The organism is Aquirufa sp. (assembly GCF_044342065.1).
In the GTDB taxonomy this organism is placed as follows: domain Bacteria; phylum Bacteroidota; class Bacteroidia; order Cytophagales; family Spirosomataceae; genus Aquirufa.
On sequence record NZ_JBIIQN010000010.1, the window covers coordinates 20,561 to 42,128 of the forward strand.

Sequence of the window (21,568 nt, forward strand, 5' to 3'; positions counted from 1 at the left end):
ACATGAAAATAGTTAACACCCTTGCCCTGTTGCTGTTGGCTTCTTCGCTAACTTTTGCTCAAAATTACCGTGATTTTAACTACGAGGTTCAGTTTTTACGAACGGGGCTTCAGGGAACGGAGTTGTTCAAGGTTTTTGCCTATGGACGCAATGAGAAACAGTGTTTTGAAAATGCCAAAATGGATGCGGTAAAAGCGCTTCTTTTTAAGGGCGTACCTGGCTCAGGTTTGCAGAAACCGATGATTACTGAATTGAGTGAAATGAACCAACACAAGGATTATTTTAACTCCTTTTTCAAGGACAATGGGCCATATTTAAACTATGTTTCTATCAGCAATGACGGCAGTATCAATGAAAACGATCGATTTAAGGTTGGGAATAAATTGAAAATTGGGGTGATTGTGTCGGTCAACAAAGCTAATCTGAGAACGGAATTGGAAAACGCTGGAATTATTAAAAAACTAAACGCAGGATTTTAGCATATGAAAAAACTTATACTACTATTTGTCCTATTAGGCTTTTATTTTGTCTCTTTTGGTCAAGCTAAAAAGCCTACCATCATGATTGTCCCAAGCGACAATTGGTGTTTTCAAAATGGATTTTTACTAGAAAATAATAACCAAGGTGTTCGTGTTCGCGTGCCTGATTACAAAAGGGCGCTCATCGAAAACGCTGAGCTATTAACCGTAATCAGTACCATTAACGGCTTGATGGCAGAACGCGGATTTCCATTGGAGAACTTAGAGTCAGTTATCAAAGGGCTTGAGGATGAGGCTTTGGAAAATCAAACACTTACTTCAAAATCAGGTGCTGCCATTTCTGAGTCTGTTTCTGATAAATTAAAAGCCAAAGCCAAAGCGGATATTATCATTCAATTGGGTTGGACGATTTCTAAATCGGGTTTCAACAAGTCGGTAACCTTTAATTTACAAGGTTTAGATGCTTATACGAACAAGCAAATTGCGACCGGTGTAGGGACTGGAGAGCCATCTTCAAGTGCCGATGTAAATGTCTTATTGCGTGAAGCTGTCCTTGCGCACATTGATAATTTTAATGCAACCTTGATGACACACTTCAATGACTTATTTGAAAATGGGCGTGAAGTGGTGTTACGAGTAAAGAAATTTGATAGCTGGGAGGATGACTTGGAAACGGAATTCAATGACAAGGAATTGCTTGAGTACATAGAGGAGTGGATGCAAAAAAACACAGTGAAAGGACGTTTTAATATTTCGGATTCATCTGCTGACATGATGGTGATGAAGCAAGTCCGCATCCCGATGTTTGATGCCAATGGAAATGCGCTTGATGCCTATGCCTTTGCACGTGGCCTATCAAGGTATTTAAAAAATGCACCATTTGGCATTGTGAATAAGTTGGAACGCAATGGCCTTGGTGGAACCACAATCATCTTAGGAAGTAAATAAATATGAAAAAATTACTTTTCATTTTTTTAGGACTTTGCATTGCCCAGGTTGCAATGAGTCAGAATAGTTTGGGTAAAACGGATGATTTAGGTCGGATTACCTTATCTGTTTACATGCCGGAACAGGTGGAAGGTTTGCCGGAAATCTCCAAAGATTTTTTGGCTTCTAAACTAAGTCAAATTGTTTCTGAGTCGGGCATTGGTTCTTCCAGCGAAGGCAATCGATTTATCATTACGCCTAAGATTTCAATTACCAATAAAAACATCACGACAGGGGCTCCTTCATATACCTTGATTGATATGGATTTAACCTTGAATATCGGTGATGGGGAATCCGGAACAAAGTTCGATTCCTACACGGTGAGTTTAAAGGGCATGGGCTTAAATGACATAAAAGCCTACCAGGCCGCGTTTAAGTTGATAAACGCGAAAGATGCTAAATTCAAGCAATTTCTTGTGAATGGGAAGAGTCGTATTATCCAATATTATAATGATCAATGCGACTATCTGCAAGAGCGCGCAACTGCACTTAAAGGCTTAAATCAACATGATGATGCGATCTTGTTGTTATCAGCCGTTCCAGAAGTTTGCAAGGAATGTTACCAAAAGAGTTTGGCATCGATGACCAAAATTTACGAAGATAAGTTGGAGTTGAATTGTGAAACGAATTTGGCGCAGGCCAAATCATATTTAGTATCTGGACGATTTGAAGAGGCGGTTGAATTAGTGCAATTTATCACCCCTCGCCAAAAGTGCTATCCTCAGGTAAAAAGTCTATTAACTGATATTCAAGATCGTCAGTGTGCTGTTTTATTGGGCAAAGCAAAAGCCAGTTGGGCCGTTCGCAATGTAAACGAAACCCAAAATTATTTGAAGGACATCTCAGCTGATTCCAAGTGTTCTGGCGAGGCTATTGCTTTGATTAAAGAAATAGGTGACTGGTACCAACTTAATGAAAAGCGTGCTTGGACATTGGAGTTGGCTCGTCAGAAAGACGAGTCTCGCGTGCGTTTGGCTGAAATCAATGCCATCCGTCAGGTTGCGATAGCCCAGGCTAAGAATCAGCCGAAGGTTTATGTGAAATATAATGTTTATGGGTGGTAGGTAAATGGCGTCTAAGCACATATATACGTTTTTTTGCTTAGTCTGCTTAGTAGTGAGTAGTTTAGAATTGCGCGCACAAGTTCCCCTGGATTCGATCCCGGTTACCGGCGATTGGGAATCAGCGGGTTTTATTCAAGATAGCCCAGATATGCGTGTTGAAATCGAATATCGCCTACAAAAAAACTCTTGCGATGTGGCTGGTTTTGGGAATACCAATCACCAGTTTCGATTTAAGATTGAATCGCTAAAAAAAATCTTAGGTTTTGATCGGTATTTGACCTTTAAGATTATGTTTGAGGATTGTTCAGGGGTATTGATTTGTAAAACGGTCAACTTGAATGTGGGCGTGAAGCAGAAAAATGATCGATGGGATGGGATTCAGCCTCTTTTGGACCCCAACTCAGATAATTCATTCACAGGGCGCAGATTAATCAAAGCATTTTATGACGTAAATCTTCGTTGGGAGAAGGATCCGACCAAAGATTCAGAGTGCTTACTCGTGAATCCTGCCACCTTAGAAGTGCCTAGTGGAGGGCGGCCAACCGGCGGTGTCACAACACCAGGAACGCCAAGGCCTCCTATGATTTATGAGATGGCCAGTTCCATTGGAATAAAAGCAAAGAAACTAAATTGTCCGGGAGCAGAAGTAGCGTTTTATCCTGTCGGAGGGAAAAAGGATGATTTGATTAAATATCATTGGTCCAAGAACACCTGTGAAGGCGAGCAAATTTGGGCTGGAGATACCTTGGTGGTAAGTCCTACCGAAACGACTGCATATTATTTGAAGATGGTGGGCCCCAAGGCACCAACTAAGTGCATTAGTATCAATTATGTGGTAAACCCCTTGCCGGTAAATAACCTTAATTACAATAAAAATGTATTGCCTAATCAAGGGGGTATTATTATCAATATCGAGCGATCGGAAAAAATCAGCAGTATTCCAGTTTCTTGGTATTGGGATTCCATAGACCCGGCACATCGCTTCGCTTCAAATGAATTTTTATTGATTGATAAGGAATTTAAGCCAGGTAAAAAGTACTATTATCGATTTGAGAATGCATGTGGTGCAAGTAATGCGAAGCTCGTGACATTTGCGGATGTAAATTGGTCATCTGAGCCATTGCCTGATAGTAATCCAAATGCATCATCTGAAACTAGCGCTGTTGTAGGATCGAATCAGACAGAGCAAGAGGCAGCGCCCGAGGTTGCTTCTGAGCAAAAATTACCGATATTCAAGCCTGCCGTTACGCCTACATCAGAAACGCCAGCGTCAAATACAAGCTTCTATGTAGGAGGAGGTATCCTTAGTGGGGGAAATTCAGCCATTCAACCGTTCTATGTCATGGCAGGTATAGGAAAAGCTGATGCGTATAAGGTATACCTTCGTTACAAAAAGGCTAGTTTAGGTACTTTAGGTACGGTTTCATCAAATTTGGAGACGAATAATTCAAAAATCACAAACTTCCCTGTAAATACGAATACCTATTATATTATTTCAGATAAGGTGGCTTCTCAGCGTGTTTCCTATACATTAGGTTATATGAAGGAATTCCGAGGATTTAATGTATATGTTGGTGGAGGAATGGGCAATAACGATGTTTATTGGAATGCGCAGACCTTCAGCTATGCAAATCCGGGTTTACGTATTTCTGACTCTTGGGTTAAGAATGTAGTACAGTCGGCAAATGGCCTTGAGGCTGAGGTAGGAGGAACAGTTAAGTTTAAGAATGTTAATTTACAGGGGGGAATTAATTTGATTAAAGGGGCGAGTAGTTTGTTTATTTCCGCTGACTTTGGTGTAGGATTTACGTTTTAATTATGAGACACATTGTATTTTTTATCGGAATCGTTTTCGCCATTTGTTCTTGTACCAAATTGGAAGACCCCATATTGGGCTTAACGAATCGAGTAGAAATATCAACCAGTACACCAGTTACGGCCATTGGCCCTGATACGGCTTTTGCGGGGGGAATAATCAAAACCGATGGCGGGGAAAGCATCATCGAGCGAGGGGTTGTTTGGAGTACAAGTGCTAATCCTACGATTTCGGGTAAGGACCGACGTAAAGCAGGGGCTGGATTGGGTAACTTTTTAGTTCAAATAGATACCTTAATTCCATTTAGAGATTATTTTGTCAGGGCCTATGCGACAAACTATTATGGTACGGTATATGGCCAACAAGTTACCTTTAAGACCATCAAAGGAAGACCTCGACTAGGAAACAGCTTTTCGATGTCGAGGGATGCCTACAATATTAAGTTGGCAGGCACCTTAGCGAATGACGGAGGAGAACCTGTAGAATCTCGAGGATTTTGTATATCCGTAAATCCCTTACCCACTATTCTACTGACTGGTAATAATAGTCAAAATCGTGTTGTGCCCGTTACTACGAGTGCGTCTTATTTTGAAACGACCGTAGGGGGGCTCTTGCCCAAAACGAATTATTTTATTCGATCCTATGCCACCAACAGAAACGGTACGTCTTACGGGAAGCAATTTCAAGTGACGACTGAGATGGGTCCACCAAAGATCGACCCAATCGTTATTTCAAATAAAGAGGCAACCAGTGTTAGGTTAAGGATGAAAATCACGTCGGCTGAAGGTGGAAGGATTGTAAGGTATGGTTTTGCAATATCGTCAACGAATAAAAGTCCTCTCTTTAGCCAAGAAGGTTCGGAGGTAAGGTTGTATGAGAATAGTTTAACTAGGAACATGCTTTCAATTCTGTCTAGAGACCCATCGGGTAGTGGGACTTTTGAGGTTGACGTTAAGGATCTTAAAGCTGGAACTACGTATTATGTAACCGGCTATGCAATAAATGAAAGTGAGGATAAGATCAACAAAAATACGCATACAGATGTGCAAGTGTTTACGACGAAGGGACCACCGAGCGTTGTGAACATTAATTCGAGTGGCTTGAGTTATTACTCATTTATTGCCAATGCTCGGATATTGGGTGATGGGGAAAGCCCGATTAGAGAAATGGGATTTTATGTCAGTACCAATCCAGATCCTAGAATTAACCCGCGCGTGTTTCCTGTGGGAGTAAAATTGGGTGATTTCTCCAGTTTAATTACGTCATTAGATGCAGGTAAATTTTACTATTTTACGGCTTTTGCACGAAACGATTTTGGATTAACAATTGCCAGCAATCCTGTAGCTGTTCTCACGCTGGCAAATACGAAACCTGTGATAAATAGAGCACCAACCCCTGGTGTATTTATAGGAAAGGGTATTCCAGTTTCAGCAATTATTGATTCTGATGGGGGATTACCAATATCGGAACGCGGGTTTTACTATAGCACAAATCCTAATTCATTCACCTTTAAGGAAAGCTCCAGTTCAATCCAAGGGTTTCCCCAAGGAGAATATTCGAATACTATTAGCAATAATATCGTATTTGGGAATGTACAGTATTATGTGTGGGCATTTGCGAGAAATGCTTTTGGGGAGACCATTGGTCAGATAAGAAGTACTTTCACAACACCCAATAAGACTACTCCAATTGTCAGAAATGATAAAGTGGTTCCAGGGGCACGTTCAGCTACGGTAAACGGTATAATCGATTCAGATGGATTTGGAACGATATCTTCCTCCGGATTTCTATGGGCAAATAATGCTTCCATGTCAGGAGCAACGACTATTTCAGGCTCAATAAATCTTCCTAATTTCTCAGGGACGATATCGGGTTTATCTCCTAATACGAATTATTGGTTTCAAGCCTTCGCAAATAACGAAATAGGGCGTTCGACTTTGCCTGTGGTAACTAGTTTTAAAACATTGTGCGAGGCTGCTGGAGTATCCTATTCGTCAGTCAGCGCAAGTACAACGTCTTTGCTTATTACGTATAATTTAACAAGCTTAGGAGGAGATTCCAATGTTACAAGAGGAGTTTGTTTTAGTTCTACAAATACGAATCCTCAATTAAATGGCGCTGGTGTTTCAAGTTCGGTCGGGACACAATCAACAACGGGTTTATTCCAGGCTAGTGCCACAGGACTAATATCACGAAGGACTTACTATGCTCAGGCGTATGCCACCAATTGTTTTGGTACGGTATACTATGGTGTAAGAACTTTCACAACACTTTAAAAATAAAGGCCAATAAATTAGTATAACAAGTTCTATGAATTAATTATAAGGAAGTTTTTTCCGAGGCTTATTTCTTTGATGAAGCATAAATGCCTATCACCTGCGCATCAAAATTACCATCACTTTGACTAGCAAAAACCGTTGAACCTGGATTGTTTTGCATCACGGAACTACAACTCTCACACCCTAAATCCACTGGGCCAAAATACAAGCCCAACTTAATGATGTTCGAAGGCGATGAGCGCTCTTCAAAACGGCATGAAAACCTACGCGATGCTAGATTGAGTTGGACATCCACGGGATATAGGTATGGGTTGTTACTTAATATTCGTTCGGATTCTTTCTTTATTTTTGCACTTAGGGCAGGGAGACTTGATCCGCGTACTGATATTTCTGATATAGACTTTTTCTCTTTTTTAGGCTTTTTCTCTTTTTCCTTATTTGAAATAACCGGTGCATCAGCTACTATAAGTGAGTCTGTAGCAGTTTCCACCTTTGGTGTATCTCTAGTAAAATAATACCCTCCACCTGCGACAATCAGTAATGCAGCAACAGCTCCAATGATTACATTTTTATTCTGCCAAATTGAGGTAGGTAATGCCGCTTCATATTCAGCATCTTGTTCAACATGGGGTAAATTTAAAGCAGGCGACGTAGTAATTTTAGTGGCAGCTGGTTTAAAATCCGGATTTCCGATTTGGTTAAGGGCTTCTAAAAATTCCTCACAGGTCTGAAAACGATCCTTTTTTTCTTTCTGTGTGGCATGTTGAATAATCGCATTTAGTTCTTCTGATGCAAATTGATAGATACTTTGAACGCTAGGTAGTGCTTGTTTGGTAATCTCTAAATAGATGTCAAGTTCTGTATTGTATTTTGCATAGGGATTCATACCTGTCAACATCTGAAAGAGCGTAACCCCTAAGGAGTAGATGTCACTTAATTTATCCAAGGCCTCGCCACGAACTTGTTCAGGGCTCATGTAATAAACGGTTCCCATTTGGGTGCCATCTTTGGTTAAATCTCGGTTGTTCCCATCCAATATTTTGGCAATACCAAAGTCTAAAATTTTCACCGTTTGGAAGTCCCGTGAGATGATGATGTTGGATGGCTTCACATCCCGGTGTACGATTTTTTTCTTATGGGCATAGGCAAATCCCTTCAACATGCCACTAAAAATTTTAATCGCATTTTCCGTTGGGATGGGACCAGACTCCTTGATGATGTATTCATCCAGCGGGATCCCTTCCACGTATTCCATAATCAAAAAGCAGCCGGCATCATTTTCCTCGTAATCATACATTTCGACGATGTTGGGATGCTTTAATCCCGACATCGTTTTAGCCTCATTTAAGAATCTTGATTTGATTTGCTCATTACGCAGTAAGCGCTTATGCAAAGATTTAATCGCCGCTTTTTTATCGACGTGAATATGTTGCGCAAGGTATACTGATCCCATACCACCTTCTCCTAAGACGGAAATTACTTTGTAGTTGGCAATAATGGCATTTATCATAATATGAACTTATAACAGTGAAATGAGCGCTTTTTTAAATTCCAAACAAGTTGGGTAGCGGTGAATCGGATTAACTTGAGTAGCCTTTTTAATGCAATTTGCTAAATTAACAGGAAAATTAGCGGGACCGATGCCCTCGAGTTCCCCATCGAGTTTTTTAGCGAAAACTTCATCAATGTTAAGCTTGGGATCAAACGGCGCTTTTCCCTTGAGTAGATAAAATAGGGTAACCCCAAGTGAATAGATGTCGGAAAGCTGCGTGACATTTGCATTATTCACTTGTTCCGGACTCATGTAGTAGGGGCTACCTACAAACATGGATGGATTAATCTGTGTGGTATTTCGGGATATCCCAAAGTCAATTACTTTGATATTCCCATCAGGTTTAATCATGATGTTCGCTGGCTTCAAATCAAGGTGAAGAACAGGAAATTGCCTCATGTGCGCATAATGAATGGCATCCGCAATTTGAATCATGATTTGAATAGCCAATGCTTGCGGTATTCCCTTCGGATAATTTTTCTTTACGTATTCATCTAAGGTATTCCCCTCGATGTACTCCATGACGAGGTAAGGAGGGTTGAAATTGAATCCCTTTAGGGTAACGATATTTTGATGATTCAGATAGAGGTATTGATTTGCCTCAAATTGAAATTTATCAAGCGCTACAGCATTGCTATGAAAAGATTGCCTTAATACTTTAATCGCCACAGGAAACCCTGTGTACGTGTCAACAGCCAGGTATACAATCCCAGAGGCCCCTTCACTTAACGTTTCAATGGTATCGTACTGTCCTAATCTCATTGGATTTTATCGAATTATTTTATGAGGCGATTGATTTAAATCTTTAAATGAGTACTTTAAATTAACGACTAGTCTAGCTAGTTTTGCCATCACCGGTTTTGCCTTCACTAGTTTTAACATCACCTGTTTTGCCATCAACAGTTTTACCATTACTTGTCTTACCATTACCTCTCTTACCATTGCCTCTCTTACCATTGCCTGACTTGCTATCACCTGTCTTGCTATCACCTGTCTTACTATCGCCTGTCTTACTATCGCCTGTCTTACTATCGCCTGTCTTACTATCGCCTGTCTTACTATCGCCTGTCTTACTATCGCCTGTCTTACTATCGCCTGTCTTACTATCGCTTGTCTTACCATCGCTTGTCTTACCATCGCCTGTCTTACTATCGCCTGTCTTACTATCGCCTGTCTTACTATCGCCTGTCTTGCTATCGCCTGTCTTGCTATCGCCTGTCTTGCTATCTCCTGTCTTGCTATCTCCTGTCTTGCTATCTCCTGTCTTGCTATCTCCTGTCTTGCTATCTCCTGTCTTTCTATCTCCTGTCTTTCTATCTCCTGTCTTTCTATCTCCTGTCTTTCTATCTCCTGTCTTTCCATTGTAAAGAGTTGGCTCAGGATTAGAAAAGAAATAGGTTGGATGAGGAAATTCTATTTTCTTTTTAATTTTTCCTTTAAAAAAGTCACTTAGTTTATAGATAGTATCTTCTCCTGTTATCTTATAATAAGAAAGAAGGTTTATATCTGTGCTCTTTAACATATCAATTTGTTTCTTTGATATTATTTCTAGATAGCCTGACTCATTTTTTGTAAATTTCAAAAGTCTTATTAATGTCTCTTTAGAAACATACTCATCGAGATCAATTTTATCGGAGTTGTCTGTCCCTAGTGATACTGGTCCGCTATTTTCTCCGTCTTTGGTTGATGTTTTTAAGCTTGATTCCGGTCTAGGTCCTGTTATTATTTCAATTATGGATTCGCGTAAAGCAAAAGTAACTACAAAAATCCCTACAAACACTGCCGCAATCGATAGCATCAAAGTTTGATTTGATTTCGTCTCCTTAACTTGTTTATGCGGGCTTTCCAACACATCGATTATTTGAACTGTGATGTTATCATGTCCTCCACCTTGTTTGGCAAGTTTAATTAATTGCAAGGCGCACGCCATAGGATCAGCAATTGTTTGCAAGGTTTTAGTAAACACTTCATGGCTAATTAATCCCGAAAGCCCATCTGAACAAAGAACGATGCGCTCCCCTTTTACGGCCTTGATGTTTTTAGAAATAGTAGGTTCTTCGGTTTCTCGAATGCCCAATGCCTTGGTGATTTCATTTTTTCGAGGATGATGTTCAGATTGACTCTGGGAAATCAAGCCTTGGTCTACCATGTCTTGTACAACTGAATGGTCTTTGGTAATTTGAGTCAGTTTGTTATCAAGAAAGCGGTAAGCACGGCTATCGCCTATGTGTCCTACATGTATTTCATCTTGGTACTGCAGCATGACCACGGCAGTAGTCCCCATGCCTTTACTCGTAGGACTTACTTTGCTTTCAAAATAAATCTGCTGGTTGGCAAATTTAATGGCATTGGCTAACGCAATGGAAGCATTATCAATGGGCTTTGTTGTCAAATACTCCGAAATAAATCGAACGGCAGCTTCCGATGCTTTATCGCCGCTATCATGTCCTCCCATACCATCGCAGACGATGTAGGCGATACAATCAGGATTAATTCGAACCACGAGTTCGCGATCTTCATTGAGTTGGCGAACAAGGCCAACATCAGTTAATGAGGCATGCTTGAATGTATATTTCGTATTTGACATCGTCTTTAAATGTTGAATTTAAGTTTTACATCCCCTAATTGAATGAGATCACCGTTAACTATGGGAGCAAAATCTACTTTTTGTCCATTGATCAGTACGCCATTTGAGCTTCCTAAATCTTGAATGATGAATTTACCATCCTGCATGAATTTAATCGCTGCATGTTTTCGGGATACGGATGCAATGTTGATCTGGAAGTTGTTTGAATCTTTGTCGCGACCTATGGTGAAAGTTGATTTATCCACATAAAACTCTCCCCGGTTGCCATTGTGATTATACGTAATGCGCGGGAATGCATTTTTCTTTTTCATTAAAGCATCTAGACGTTCTTGTTCCTGCTGTTCCAATAATTCCGCTTTTTGTCTAGCGATCTTGTCTTCGGTTTCACGCTGCTTGTCCAGGATGCTTCTTATTTCTTGCTCGTGCTGAAAATCTTTCGCTTGGGCCTCTTGTAAGCGCTGCGCTTTTTTCTTTTTGTAATTCTTAACAAGTACCAAAGATCCCCAAATTGCTAAAGCGATTGCGATCAACAAGCAAATAAACAAAATTACATTTGCCTTTATCCAATCAATCGGATTGAATGGATATCTTTTAACCACACTATGCGCTTTCACGTTATCCAGGTAAATGCCTATTTCATTTTCAGCCCCGGTTTTGGTCAAGTTCGAAAAGTAGGAAATATTGTAGTATTTACCTGTTGAATTTTTAATCATATCATCGAAAAAGCGACCAATTTGATCAGATGTTTCAATAATATTATTCCGCTTACTAACAAAGTATTGACCATTGGTAACCTTACAAATTTCATTTTCGGTTACGGGTTGGTAACGCGCAGCACCGATGTTGTAACCGATGGCGTAAATCGGAATATCGGTATTTTGGCTTAAATCAGTAATCTCTTTAATCGTTTTTTGACTGGCTATGTTGGGCAAATCATCAGACAATAACAAGATGTTTTTGCTTGATGCATCTTTTGATTTAGATAAAAATTGCAAAGCTTCATCTAAGGCAAAATAGATGTCAGATCCTTTTTGAAGATTAGGTAAGAATGACTTCGCTTTTAACCGGTTAACCTGAGCCATGACATCTTGCTCATTATTACTGGGATTCGGATCCGAAAGGAACATGTATTGCCCCCCTCTAAACCAATCAAAGCTTGCCACGTAAACTTTGTCATTCGAATTGATTTTGCCAGAAATACCTAGGGATAGTACGGCCTTGAAGAAGGCTCTTTGGTTGACTCCTTTGGGTAAATAATGGTTTTCAATCAAAATCAAGACCGTCTTGTTGGGGGCTTGTTTGGCTTTTGCGGGGGCTCCAATTTCAAAAATGGATTTGATTTGAACTTTCTTATTATTTTCTCTTATGGAAAATGAGCTCGTATCAATCGGGTATATTGACCTTGTCCATACCGTTGTGGTGACAGTTGGGAATTTTTTGAAATCAAAAGACTGGGTATTGATATCAAATTTTTGAGCATAAGAAAATAAGAGCACCCCTTGAAAAAGTAATGCTAAAATCCATTTTGACTTGTTCATAGTATGTTAAATTGCTGTTCTAAACTTCAAAATAGTTGAGCCAATTTTGATTTTGTCTCCATCTTTTAATTCATATGGAATACCTATTTCGATATCAACATCATTGATAAAGGTTCCATTAGCTGTCATTTCATCTTTTAAATAAAAGCGATCTTTTCTGCAAAGCAGAGATACATGCTTACTCGAGATGCTATGATCTTCTGTGATAGAAATGGTGTTTTCAGGATCACGGCCGATGGTATTTGTGCCTTCGTAAATTCTAAAGTCAACCCCCATCGGATCTATGGTATAAGAAATTAGCCATGCCGTAATTTTTCGAGATGGGCGTGCGTTTCCTTCACCGAATGTTCCATCTGCTGAACCTTCTTCGGTTTGGATAAAGGTACGATTTAGGTCTTTAGGTTTGCCAAACGCTTCTCCTGCTGGTGCCGCTTGCGAACCAAAAAGTTGTGTTGCATCTAAATTTCCACCTGCAGAATTCCCCCCTGTGATTTGGGTTTTATTTAAATCAGTTCCCCCGCCCCCGTTATTGGGTACGGTAATTGAAGTTTTGTCCAGGTTATTCGACTGCGTAATGTTTGTCGCATTTCCACTTGGACAATACGGACATGCTGTCTCCGTATTTGGATATAAGTGTCCATTGGGACATTTTGTATAGTTGCTCATAATGTTGTTATGATTGATTTTTAGAAATAATTAACTCATTGCAGCGATAAGCGCACCAGCGAAAATAAGGAAAAACAGGCCATAAAGAACACAAATAATTAAAGCCCACCATAACCATGCTTTAGCTAGATTCTTGGTAACAATGGCCCTAGGATCATCTTTATTTACCCAAATGATCGCCATAATCAGGTTAACCAGTGGTATACCTAAAAGTAGCATATATATCATGAAATCTCCTACGCTTGGCACTTCCACATAAGAATTCTGGCCGTCAGCGTTTGTATTTGATGAAACACTGCTGAAATCCACATAGTTCATCCAAGGCACGAGTGCATTTCCTGCTTTTACGATGTCAAATTGATTTAACACCTGGGTACCATACACTTTTGATCCGTTGACAAAAGTTCCATTGGTTGATCCTAAGTCGGTAATGGTGATCTGACCATGCTGATGGTCAATTTTAGCGTGCATTTTAGAAACACTTGAATCATTTATAACAATGTCGCATGTATTTAATCTGCCAATTGAGAATGCTTGCATATTCGTAATTTTAGTTTTAATAGGAAATATTTTAGATACAATTAAGTTTTTTCAAACCTTAAATGCAATGTTTTTTTATTTAACGGTCAATCTATACGATGTTCGTTGGCTTACTTACTTTTTGTAAATATACTTTTGTCCTACAATTTTAGCCATGATTTTGTCATTATTTTTTTATTCGATTTTACTCTAGACTCACTTAAAATTGAAGCGAAATTCTACCTTTGGTCTCTTCTAAAGGCAAGCATAATAAGACTTATCTATTAAGATGAATCAGGGGGACATGTGCGTTGCAGTGTGAGCCCGCAGGAGTTCAACTTTAAACTTTAGGATTATATACTAATAATTGATTATACACGTTTGAAAGATTTGTTGGTAAATGAAGAAACAGGAATTAAACCGATTACGTAATCGGTTTGACTTGCTAGCGGGAAAAGATGAGCATCCTGATTTTGTTCTAGATGCCGCTTTTTTGGCGTTGCGCGACGCTTGCACGCGTGCATTTGAAGTTTTGAATTTGCAACGTACGCAGCGGTATTCCATTGTGGAATTACAGGATTTACTTGAGTTCGTTGACCATAAGGCCGACTACCATCACCAAATTTTAAAATTACATCTAAAAATTAACCCTTAACTAATTTTTGGATAAGATCTATCAACCTTATTGACGTTAAGAAATATATGAAAATGAAAAAAATTGTTTTGTTATGCTTGTTGGCCTGCGGCTTCTCAGCTATGTCCCAGAGTTATCAATTGCAAATGGGAATCAATACATTCTTAGAAAAAAAATATGATGAAGCGATTCCCTTTTTTAATAAGGAATTGCAGTTGCATCCAAAGGAAGGACGTGCCTATTATTATTTGGCAAAAATTCATCTTACTAAAGATGAAAATGTGGAAGGCTTGAAAAAAATTGATTTAGCCATTGCCAATTTAGCTGATGCAGATACCGTATTAGCAAAAGCATGGATCACCAAAGGGGATATTTTTCAGCAAATTAACGATACCGCTAGATTCGAATCGGCTTATTTAAAGGCCTTGAAGTTATTTCCAGCACTTCCTGAAGTGTACTTGGAACGCGCATCCAGTTATATGAGTTGGCGGATGTATGAAAAGGCAAAGGTGGATTTATTTAAGGTCCTTGAGTTAGATCAAACCCATCTTGAAGCCCGGAGTTTATTGTGTAACCTATATGTGGAAGAAAAGAAATACGATGCGATTATCAAGGAGGCCAATAAAATGATTGCGCTAGATCCCAATTACGTGGATTCCTATGATTTTCGCGCAATGGCGTATTTTTATTTAAAAAAGTATGATTTAGCGATTCAGGATGCCTATACGGCTTTGACTCTGAACGATCGGGTTGCTCGGTTGAAGTTCAATTATTTGGTATATGCCAAGAAAAATTTTGGTTTAGCCCTTGCCAAAATTTCAAGCATAATCAATGAATATCCTCAGAACGATAATTGGTACTTGTTGCGTTCCCAAATCTATGCTGAAAAGCGTGATTTCGATAAGGCTTTACAGGATTTTGAGCGAATCTTAACCCTTGTATCAGTAAATATATACCCGCATTTTTTTGCTAAGCGCGCTGAGGTATATTCGAAGATGGGTTTATATAAGAAGGCAATTGGAGATTATACGGGAGCCATTGAGAGCGATTCTGCTGATTGGGAAAGCATTGCAGCCCGGGGGAATGCCTATCGATTGCTGGGCAAGTATGACCTTGCAATAGCTGATTTTGATCGGGCTATTGAATTGTATCCTGAGTCGGCCGACTACTATTTGTTTCGAGGCTGGGCAAAAGAGGAATTGCCAGGGGAATCAGCTGCCAGCTTAGCTGATTACACAACTGCGATCGAGCTAGATCGCGAATTATCCATTGCCTATTTACATCGAGGGCGGCTTTACCAAAAAAGTTACCAAGACACCATTCGGGCGAATGCTGATTTTCGCCGGGTGATTGAATTAGATACCATGACGGGTTCGGAGCGTAATTCCCGCCAATTTGCGCTTGCTGGATTAGGAAAAGTTCATGAGGCTAAGGCTTGGATGTCCAAGATTCTTTCCGAGTATCCCGAAGATGGGAATTACTATGATGCGGCTTGTTTGTATGCTCTTTTGAACTCACCAAAAGAATCAGTGGCTTATTTGGATTCCTCATTCCAAAAGGGCTATCGTGATTTTATTCATTTGGCTACGGATAATGATTTGGATTTAGTTCGGAATTTACCTGAGTTTAAAAATGTCGTTTCGCAATGGAAGGCAAAGTTTGGTGCTAAAATGGAGCCATCTGCCGTAATTCGTCCGCTTGAGTCAACGATTAGCGGCACCTATGTCATTCCTTTTAAAGTGGATAGGGGAGGGACTTTTGAAGTTGCTAGTAAGGTGAATGGCCTACCTTTGAAAATGCTGTTTGATACGGGAGCGGGTGATATTACAATCTCACAAACCGAAGTTGATTTTATGATTAAGAATGGATATTTGAATGAGAAGGATTTTACCGGAAAGGCTCGCTATACGTTGGCAAATGGTGAGGCTCTAATCGCGAAGACTGTTTTATTAAAAAAAGTGGAACTAGGCGGGCTCGTGCTGGAAAATGTAGCAGCGGCTGTGGTGGAAAATAGGGAAGCGGGTATGTTGTTCGGACAAAGCGCCATGGGGCGGTATGCCACGATAACCATCGATAATAAAAAGAAGCAATTGATTATTACAGGCAATAAAAAATAATGCTAATTTTAGTGCAGTCATGACGAAAACGGTTCCCTTGCTACTTTTTTTATTCGTTTGCCTTTTATTCGCTTTGGTTTATTTTTTTCGAGCACCCTCAGGAATCGAAAGAAAGCGCGACCCTTGGGCCTTAGCCAAGCAATACGATGTGCGTGGATTGGATCTCTCACATTGGAACGGGCGCATATTGTATGATCATTTAGGTGATTTGGATTTTGTATTCTTAAAAGTAAGCGAAGGTGATAGTCGTGTGGACCCTAGTTTCATCGGCCACTATCATGCTTTTCGGAAAAGAGACATTCCTGTGGGAGCCTATCATTTTTTTAGATTTGATGTGGACGGGAAAATGCAGGCCCGGCATTTTTTACGCCAATTGGACGGACGCCACTTGCAATTACCCCTTGTGATTGATGTAGAGCAAGATGGGAATCAGTTTGTAAGCAATGAAATCGTCAGAATGCGCTTAAAGGAATTCATGGCTGAATTGAAAAAACATACCCGCCAAAAACCCATCATTTATACAAACGGAAACGGGTATAGCAATTTTATTGAAGACGATTTTGATCATCATACACTTTGGCTTAGTGCTACAAATACTTGGAGGCCAGCGATGATGGATTGTACATTTTGGCAATTCAATATAGATGCCGATTTAATGGCGATTACCCATCGGGCTGATTTGAATGTTTTTCGAGGCAGTAGGGAAGAATGGGAAGGCTATTTAGCCAAACATAAACCTTATGTCATCAACATGTAGGGGCAGTTTTAATCATCTAGGCCTTCCGAAATTCTGCGTCCAATAGTTTTTCTCCCGACCAAATCCCACTTCGGTAAATCTGGCGTTCATGATGTTTTTACAATGCCCAGGGGAATTAATCCATGATTCCATGACTTGTTTTTCAGAAGTTTGCCCTAAAGCAATGTTTTCGCCCAATACTGTCCATGTATACCCTTCGGAATTGACTCGGTCCGCCATTGTTCTGCCATCTTGACTCGTATGGCTAAAGTAATTTTTGGTCGCCATATCCGTACTGTGTTTACTTGCGGATTTGCCAAGTTTGTCGTTCCATGCCAACTTAGCCACAGCGGGCATGGACTCCGTGCCACATTGACAACCGGCTGTTCGATAGCCATTGATTAAACTTAGCATGTTTGCTTTGTTTATGCCGTAAATGATTTCATTTGTGGGTAATGGTGCAATCGCAGGGTCATCAGATTTGGTACAACTAAAAACAAGCGCTCCTAAAGTGAAGTAAAGAAGATGTTTAAGTTGTTTCATGGCGAGTTATCGTTATGGCTAGTTATTTTTTCAGATCAATGTAATTAACATACGTAATGTTGTCTTTCTTGTATTCTTGGTACAATGTCAATGTTTTTGCCGTTAAATTGCGGATCTCAAGCACACTATCACTTCCGTCGGCCTCCCCTTCAATTATTGAGATTTTTTTATTCTTTTCGATGACTTTGTATCGAGCTGCCCCTCGACTATTTTGCATGAAAACAATCATATCCGTTGTGGTGAATTCTATATAGTCATCCATTTTTCCTACGTATTCATATGTTGATTTTCCATTCTCCGTGCTTCGGGATACCAACAATTGCCATTTTCCTATAATGGAAAGCTCTGGTGCAGCGGGCATAAGCGCTTCGTCTTTGGAACAGCCGAACATGAGCAATGTTGTTAATAAGAAAATTGACTTCATGAAATTGATTCAATTCTGATTTTTCATAACTTGAGGGAAATCGTTTGATAGTTGTTTACCATGCGAAATTATGATATCTCGTAACTTCAATGCAGTAAAAATTATTTAATGGTCATATTTCTAAACTTACACACATGAAAAACCTATTCATCTTATTGCTTCTTGCGAGCTTTACCTCAAACGCCCAATGGATTGATCTATTCAATGGACAAGACTTAAACAACTGGAAAATTAGCGAAAATCCCGCTTCCTTCCACATCGAAAATGGTGAACTCATCGTCAATGGAAACCGCGGACACCTCTTTTACAATGGCTATACGCCCAAGAATTTTGAAGTACATGCCCGCGTGAAAACCTACCCTGGTGCGAATTCTGGGCTGTACGTTTGTACGGCATTTTTGGAAAAAGACTGGCCAAAACAGGGCTATGAGATTCAAGTGAATAATTCACATACCGACTGGCGTCGTACCGCATCGGTTTATGGAATCGTGGATACCAAAGAAACCTATGTTAAAGATGAAGAGTGGTTTGATCTCAACGTCATCGTTCAAGGCAATCACATCACGACGAAAATCAATGGCAAAACGGTGATTGATTATACTGAGCCTGCCGACCGCACCAATGGCACCGATCAGCGTAAAATTCAAGCTGGTACCATTGCCATTCAAGCGCATGATCCGAAAAGTAAGGTAGCCTACCAAAAAATTCAGATCCGGGAAATCAAATGATGACCCAATCGGATTTCAAACCGCTACTTAAGCACGGGAAGATTTTTGTCCTGGATGTTCGTAATCAAAAAGATTTTGATGATGGACATATTCCTTGGGCAAAACACATTCCCTTGAGCCAATTAGGTGATCGGCTGCATGAACTACCCACCAATTTGCCCATCATAGCCGTTTGTGGAAAAGGGGGAGGGCGCTCAGTGGAGGCCGTGGCGATGATTCCTGGTGCCGACTGGCTTGAGGGCGGGACGGATGCTTATTTTGAACAATAAAAAAAGAGGAGCTTTTATCGAGCTCCTCTTTTTATTTTCTAAAAACCAATCGATTATAAATCTACTGCTTCACCATATGCCGCTTCTGTCGCGCCTTTGAAAGCCTCTGACATTGTCGGATGTGGGTGAATCGATTTCATAATTTCGTAAGCTGTACTTTCTAATTTACGAACCACCACAGCTTCTGCAATCAATTCCGTTACGTTGTAACCAATCATGTGTGCGCCTAAAAGTTCACCATATTTGGCATCGTAAATTACTTTAACAAAACCATCGCGTGCTCCGGCAGCAGTTGCTTTACCTGAAGCTACGAATGGGAATTTCCCTACTTTGATGTCATAGCCTGCTTCGATTGCCTTCTTCTCGGTCATACCAACCGAAGAAATTTCAGGCGTGCAATACGTACATCCTGGAATATTGGTGTAATCTAAAGCCTCAGTCTTGTGACCTGCCATTTTTTCTACGCATATAATACCTTCTGCAGAGGCAACGTGGGCTAATGCTGGGCCAGGAGTCACATCACCAATTGCGTAATAACCCGGAATATTGGTTTCGTACCAGGCGTTTACCGGAATACGTCCTTTGTCTACAATGATACCTACTTCTTCTAAACCAATGTTTTCCAAATTGCAAATCACACCCGCCGCAGAAAGGACGATGTCGCATTGGATATCTTGATTGCCCGTTGGCGTTTTCACACTCACTTTGCAACCTTTTCCTTTGGTATCTACTGACTCCACACTCGATGAAGTCAAGATATCGATGCCCATTTTCTTGTATTGTTTCGCCAATTCTTTTGACACATCTTCATCCTCTACAGGAACGATGTTTGGCATAAATTCAACGATGGTTACTTTGGTGCCCATGGCTGCGTATACATAGGCAAACTCAACGCCAATTGCTCCTGAACCGATGATTACTAATGAATCTGGACGTTTTTCCAAACTCATGGCCTTACGGTACTCGATAACTTTTTCTCCGTCGATGGGGATATTAGGTAAGGCACGCGCACGCGCACCTGTCGCTATCATGATATTCTTTCCTTCGTAGATCGTTGCTTTTCCATCGGCATCCGTCACTTCCACCTTTTTGCCTGGTTGGATTTTACCGTGACCCATGATTACGTCGATCTTGTTTTTCTTCATTAAAAACTGAACCCCTTTGCTCATGTTATCGGCCACCCCACGAGAACGTGCGATTACGGCTGAAAAATCAGCTTCAGCACCTTTGACGGTAATTCCGTAATCAGCTGCATGTTTGATGTATTCAAAAACACTGGCTGATTTTAACAAGGCTTTGGTAGGGATACATCCCCAGTTTAAGCAGATTCCTCCCAAAGATTCCTTCTCCACGACTGCACATTTTAAACCTAATTGAGAAGCTCGGATAGCTGCTACATACCCCCCAGGGCCTGAGCCTACCACGATCAAATCGTATTGTTGCGCCATTTTATTGCTTGATTTAAATGAATGAGGCCGCAATTTAGCACAAAATCGGGTATATTTGTACTTTATTTAGCAGAAATACACATGACAAGAGACAGGTTCAATGACCTGAAAGCCAGAATAGAGGCTTTAAGGAGGTATCTTTGACTACGATCACAAGAAATATTTAATCTCTGAACTGGAGACAGTTACACTCGATCCCGAGTTTTGGAATAATCCTGAAAAGGCCGAAAGCACCATGCGCGAAATGCGTGGGTTGAAATTTTGGACGGATGGTTTCGATCAATTAACGCGTGCTCAAGACGACTTAGAGACAATCTGGGAGTTTTACGAAATGGGCGAGGCGACAGAATCCGAGGTAGATGCTGAAGGAGCTAAACTTGACGCTCTACTTGAATCCCTTGAATTCCGTAAAATGATGTCGGACGAAGGTGACAACATGAGTGCTGTGCTTGAAATCAATGCCGGCGCTGGTGGCACTGAATCGCAAGATTGGGCTTCGATGTTACTTCGTATGTATCACATGTGGGCAGAGAAAAATGGTTTCAAAGTACGTTTAGTTGATGAAAATGCGGGCGATGTGGCCGGAATCAAATCGGTCACTATTGAAGTTGATGGCGAATTTGCCTATGGCAATTTGAAGTCGGAGAATGGGGTTCATCGTTTGGTGCGCATTTCCCCGTTTGATTCTAATGCCCGTAGGCACACGTCTTTTGCATCGGTTTATGTTTGTCCTTTAGCGGATGATTCGATTGAAATCGACATTAATCCGGCTGATATCGATTGGGATACTTTCCGTTCTGGTGGTGCGGGTGGACAGAATGTCAATAAAGTAGAAACAGCCGTTCGTTTGACGCATAAACCCTCTGGGATTATCATCGCCTGTCAGCAGGAGCGTTCGCAATTGCAAAATAAGGAAGTTGCGTTGCGACTTTTAAAATCGAAATTATATCAAATAGAAATCGATAAACGTAACGCTGCGCGTGCCGAGGTAGAGGCTGGGAAAAAGAAAATCGAATGGGGCTCGCAGATTCGTTCGTATGTTTTGGATGATCGCCGTGTAAAAGACCACCGAACAAATCACCAAACATCCAACACGGATGCCGTACTTGACGGAGAAATCAATGAATTTATTAAGGCTTATTTGATGGAGAACTAAACTCTTTACCTTTGGCAATCCTCCAA

Annotated in this window: 20 protein-coding genes; 11 read left to right on the forward strand and 9 right to left on the reverse strand. The window is 40.5% G+C overall.

Annotated elements, in window-relative coordinates; genetic code table 11:
• Nucleotides 1-2 precede the first annotated feature (2 nt).
• Genes ACIQZ2_RS05485 through ACIQZ2_RS05505 form a run of 5 tightly spaced genes read left to right on the forward strand, consistent with a single transcriptional unit; the run spans nucleotide 3 to nucleotide 6,622 of the window.
• Nucleotides 3-479, forward strand: coding sequence for a hypothetical protein (locus tag ACIQZ2_RS05485; RefSeq protein ID WP_395767842.1), 477 nt, complete (start codon nucleotides 3-5; stop codon nucleotides 477-479).
• A gap of 3 nt (nucleotides 480-482) precedes the next feature.
• Nucleotides 483-1,427: a DUF6175 family protein gene (locus tag ACIQZ2_RS05490; protein ID WP_395767843.1), complete on the forward strand. Its 945-nt coding sequence runs from the start codon at nucleotides 483-485 to the stop codon at nucleotides 1,425-1,427.
• Nucleotides 1,428-1,429: 2 nt separating this feature from the next.
• A complete protein-coding gene (locus ACIQZ2_RS05495) occupies nucleotides 1,430-2,530 on the forward strand; it encodes a hypothetical protein (RefSeq protein WP_395767844.1) in 1,101 nt (366 codons plus the stop codon).
• Nucleotides 2,531-2,582: 52 nt separating this feature from the next.
• Complete coding sequence (locus ACIQZ2_RS05500; RefSeq protein ID WP_395767845.1) at nucleotides 2,583-4,346, forward strand: hypothetical protein; 1,764 nt, start codon at nucleotides 2,583-2,585, stop codon at nucleotides 4,344-4,346.
• Nucleotides 4,347-4,348: 2 nt separating this feature from the next.
• The gene (locus ACIQZ2_RS05505) at nucleotides 4,349-6,622 is read left to right on the forward strand and encodes a hypothetical protein (protein ID WP_395767846.1); all 2,274 of its coding nucleotides are present in this window, start codon (nucleotides 4,349-4,351) and stop codon (nucleotides 6,620-6,622) included.
• A 67-nt stretch (nucleotides 6,623-6,689) separates the two neighbouring features.
• Here ACIQZ2_RS05505 and ACIQZ2_RS05510 read toward each other — a convergent pair whose 3' ends face one another.
• From ACIQZ2_RS05510 to ACIQZ2_RS05535, 6 genes are all read right to left on the reverse strand, one after another.
• Nucleotides 6,690-8,135 carry a serine/threonine protein kinase gene (locus ACIQZ2_RS05510; protein ID WP_395767847.1) on the reverse strand — a complete coding sequence of 482 codons (1,446 nt, stop codon included), beginning with the start codon at nucleotides 8,133-8,135 and terminating at the stop codon, nucleotides 6,690-6,692.
• A gap of 9 nt (nucleotides 8,136-8,144) precedes the next feature.
• Nucleotides 8,145-8,939 carry a serine/threonine protein kinase gene (locus ACIQZ2_RS05515; RefSeq protein WP_395767848.1) on the reverse strand — a complete coding sequence of 265 codons (795 nt, stop codon included), beginning with the start codon at nucleotides 8,937-8,939 and terminating at the stop codon, nucleotides 8,145-8,147.
• A 73-nt stretch (nucleotides 8,940-9,012) separates the two neighbouring features.
• On the reverse strand, nucleotides 9,013-10,764 hold the full coding sequence (locus ACIQZ2_RS05520) for a Stp1/IreP family PP2C-type Ser/Thr phosphatase (RefSeq protein ID WP_395767849.1): 1,752 nt from the start codon (nucleotides 10,762-10,764) through the stop codon (nucleotides 9,013-9,015).
• Nucleotides 10,765-10,769: 5 nt separating this feature from the next.
• The gene (locus tag ACIQZ2_RS05525) at nucleotides 10,770-12,302 is read right to left on the reverse strand and encodes an FHA domain-containing protein (protein WP_395767850.1); all 1,533 of its coding nucleotides are present in this window, start codon (nucleotides 12,300-12,302) and stop codon (nucleotides 10,770-10,772) included.
• Between the two features lie 6 nt (nucleotides 12,303-12,308).
• Entirely contained in the window at nucleotides 12,309-12,968 is a 660-nt protein-coding gene (locus tag ACIQZ2_RS05530; RefSeq protein ID WP_395767851.1) for an FHA domain-containing protein, read from the reverse strand.
• A 30-nt stretch (nucleotides 12,969-12,998) separates the two neighbouring features.
• On the reverse strand, nucleotides 12,999-13,508 hold the full coding sequence (locus ACIQZ2_RS05535) for an FHA domain-containing protein (RefSeq protein ID WP_395767852.1): 510 nt from the start codon (nucleotides 13,506-13,508) through the stop codon (nucleotides 12,999-13,001).
• 379 nt (nucleotides 13,509-13,887) lie between these two features.
• Here ACIQZ2_RS05535 and ACIQZ2_RS05540 point away from each other — a divergent pair, with 379 nt between their 5' ends.
• From ACIQZ2_RS05540 to ACIQZ2_RS05550, 3 genes are read left to right on the forward strand one after another with little or no spacing between them, the layout of a single operon-like run.
• Complete coding sequence (locus ACIQZ2_RS05540; RefSeq protein WP_395767853.1) at nucleotides 13,888-14,142, forward strand: hypothetical protein; 255 nt, start codon at nucleotides 13,888-13,890, stop codon at nucleotides 14,140-14,142.
• 53 nt (nucleotides 14,143-14,195) lie between these two features.
• The gene (locus tag ACIQZ2_RS05545; RefSeq protein WP_395767854.1) at nucleotides 14,196-16,238 is read left to right on the forward strand and encodes a tetratricopeptide repeat protein; all 2,043 of its coding nucleotides are present in this window, start codon (nucleotides 14,196-14,198) and stop codon (nucleotides 16,236-16,238) included.
• Between the two features lie 19 nt (nucleotides 16,239-16,257).
• Nucleotides 16,258-16,995, forward strand: coding sequence for a glycoside hydrolase family 25 protein (locus ACIQZ2_RS05550; protein WP_395767855.1), 738 nt, complete (start codon nucleotides 16,258-16,260; stop codon nucleotides 16,993-16,995).
• A 12-nt stretch (nucleotides 16,996-17,007) separates the two neighbouring features.
• Here the strand turns inward: ACIQZ2_RS05550 and ACIQZ2_RS05555 are convergent, their stop codons facing one another.
• Both ACIQZ2_RS05555 and ACIQZ2_RS05560 read right to left on the reverse strand, forming a co-directional pair.
• Nucleotides 17,008-17,517 carry a CAP domain-containing protein gene (locus ACIQZ2_RS05555; RefSeq protein WP_395767856.1) on the reverse strand — a complete coding sequence of 170 codons (510 nt, stop codon included), beginning with the start codon at nucleotides 17,515-17,517 and terminating at the stop codon, nucleotides 17,008-17,010.
• A gap of 22 nt (nucleotides 17,518-17,539) precedes the next feature.
• Nucleotides 17,540-17,941 (reverse strand): hypothetical protein, encoded by a 402-nt coding sequence (locus tag ACIQZ2_RS05560; RefSeq protein WP_395767857.1) that lies wholly within the window; start codon nucleotides 17,939-17,941, stop codon nucleotides 17,540-17,542.
• Nucleotides 17,942-18,075: 134 nt separating this feature from the next.
• On the opposite strand from ACIQZ2_RS05560, the gene ACIQZ2_RS05565 reads away from it, so the two are divergent.
• Entirely contained in the window at nucleotides 18,076-18,669 is a 594-nt protein-coding gene (locus ACIQZ2_RS05565) for a DUF1080 domain-containing protein (RefSeq protein ID WP_395767858.1), read from the forward strand.
• The gene (locus tag ACIQZ2_RS05570; RefSeq protein WP_395767859.1) at nucleotides 18,666-18,938 is read left to right on the forward strand and encodes a rhodanese-like domain-containing protein; all 273 of its coding nucleotides are present in this window, start codon (nucleotides 18,666-18,668) and stop codon (nucleotides 18,936-18,938) included. The genes ACIQZ2_RS05565 and ACIQZ2_RS05570 overlap by 4 nt, the downstream gene beginning before the upstream one ends.
• 53 nt (nucleotides 18,939-18,991) lie before the next feature.
• Here the strand turns inward: ACIQZ2_RS05570 and lpdA are convergent, their stop codons facing one another.
• Entirely contained in the window at nucleotides 18,992-20,386 is a 1,395-nt protein-coding gene (lpdA, locus tag ACIQZ2_RS05575) for a dihydrolipoyl dehydrogenase (protein ID WP_395767860.1), read from the reverse strand.
• Between the two features lie 81 nt (nucleotides 20,387-20,467).
• Between lpdA and prfB the strand changes: the two genes are divergently transcribed.
• Nucleotides 20,468-21,542, forward strand: a protein-coding gene (prfB, locus tag ACIQZ2_RS05580; protein WP_395767861.1) for a peptide chain release factor 2 whose coding sequence is annotated in 2 segments (ribosomal slippage) — nucleotides 20,468-20,518 and nucleotides 20,520-21,542 — 1,074 coding nt in all. Because the reading frame shifts where the segments join, the coding sequence is not laid out codon by codon here.
• Nucleotides 21,543-21,568 lie beyond the last annotated feature (26 nt).

Excerpts from the sequence above, each read along its gene's own strand:
- ACIQZ2_RS05485 (WP_395767842.1), top strand. The coding sequence starts at position 3 with ATGAAAATAGTTAACACCCTTGCCCTGTTGCTGTTGGCTTCTTCGCTA.
- ACIQZ2_RS05490 (WP_395767843.1), top strand. The coding sequence starts at position 483 with ATGAAAAAACTTATACTACTATTTGTCCTATTAGGCTTTTATTTTGTC.
- ACIQZ2_RS05495 (WP_395767844.1), top strand. The coding sequence starts at position 1,430 with ATGAAAAAATTACTTTTCATTTTTTTAGGACTTTGCATTGCCCAGGTT.
- ACIQZ2_RS05505 (WP_395767846.1), top strand. The coding sequence starts at position 4,349 with ATGAGACACATTGTATTTTTTATCGGAATCGTTTTCGCCATTTGTTCT.
- ACIQZ2_RS05510 (WP_395767847.1), bottom strand. The coding sequence starts at position 8,135 with ATGATAAATGCCATTATTGCCAACTACAAAGTAATTTCCGTCTTAGGA.
- ACIQZ2_RS05515 (WP_395767848.1), bottom strand. The coding sequence starts at position 8,939 with ATGAGATTAGGACAGTACGATACCATTGAAACGTTAAGTGAAGGGGCC.
- ACIQZ2_RS05520 (WP_395767849.1), bottom strand. The coding sequence starts at position 10,764 with ATGTCAAATACGAAATATACATTCAAGCATGCCTCATTAACTGATGTT.
- ACIQZ2_RS05525 (WP_395767850.1), bottom strand. The coding sequence starts at position 12,302 with ATGAACAAGTCAAAATGGATTTTAGCATTACTTTTTCAAGGGGTGCTC.
- ACIQZ2_RS05530 (WP_395767851.1), bottom strand. The coding sequence starts at position 12,968 with ATGAGCAACTATACAAAATGTCCCAATGGACACTTATATCCAAATACG.
- ACIQZ2_RS05535 (WP_395767852.1), bottom strand. The coding sequence starts at position 13,508 with ATGCAAGCATTCTCAATTGGCAGATTAAATACATGCGACATTGTTATA.
- ACIQZ2_RS05540 (WP_395767853.1), top strand. The coding sequence starts at position 13,888 with ATGAAGAAACAGGAATTAAACCGATTACGTAATCGGTTTGACTTGCTA.
- ACIQZ2_RS05545 (WP_395767854.1), top strand. The coding sequence starts at position 14,196 with ATGAAAAAAATTGTTTTGTTATGCTTGTTGGCCTGCGGCTTCTCAGCT.
- ACIQZ2_RS05550 (WP_395767855.1), top strand. The coding sequence starts at position 16,258 with ATGACGAAAACGGTTCCCTTGCTACTTTTTTTATTCGTTTGCCTTTTA.
- ACIQZ2_RS05555 (WP_395767856.1), bottom strand. The coding sequence starts at position 17,517 with ATGAAACAACTTAAACATCTTCTTTACTTCACTTTAGGAGCGCTTGTT.
- ACIQZ2_RS05560 (WP_395767857.1), bottom strand. The coding sequence starts at position 17,941 with ATGAAGTCAATTTTCTTATTAACAACATTGCTCATGTTCGGCTGTTCC.
- ACIQZ2_RS05565 (WP_395767858.1), top strand. The coding sequence starts at position 18,076 with ATGAAAAACCTATTCATCTTATTGCTTCTTGCGAGCTTTACCTCAAAC.
- ACIQZ2_RS05570 (WP_395767859.1), top strand. The coding sequence starts at position 18,666 with ATGATGACCCAATCGGATTTCAAACCGCTACTTAAGCACGGGAAGATT.
- lpdA (WP_395767860.1), bottom strand. The coding sequence starts at position 20,386 with ATGGCGCAACAATACGATTTGATCGTGGTAGGCTCAGGCCCTGGGGGG.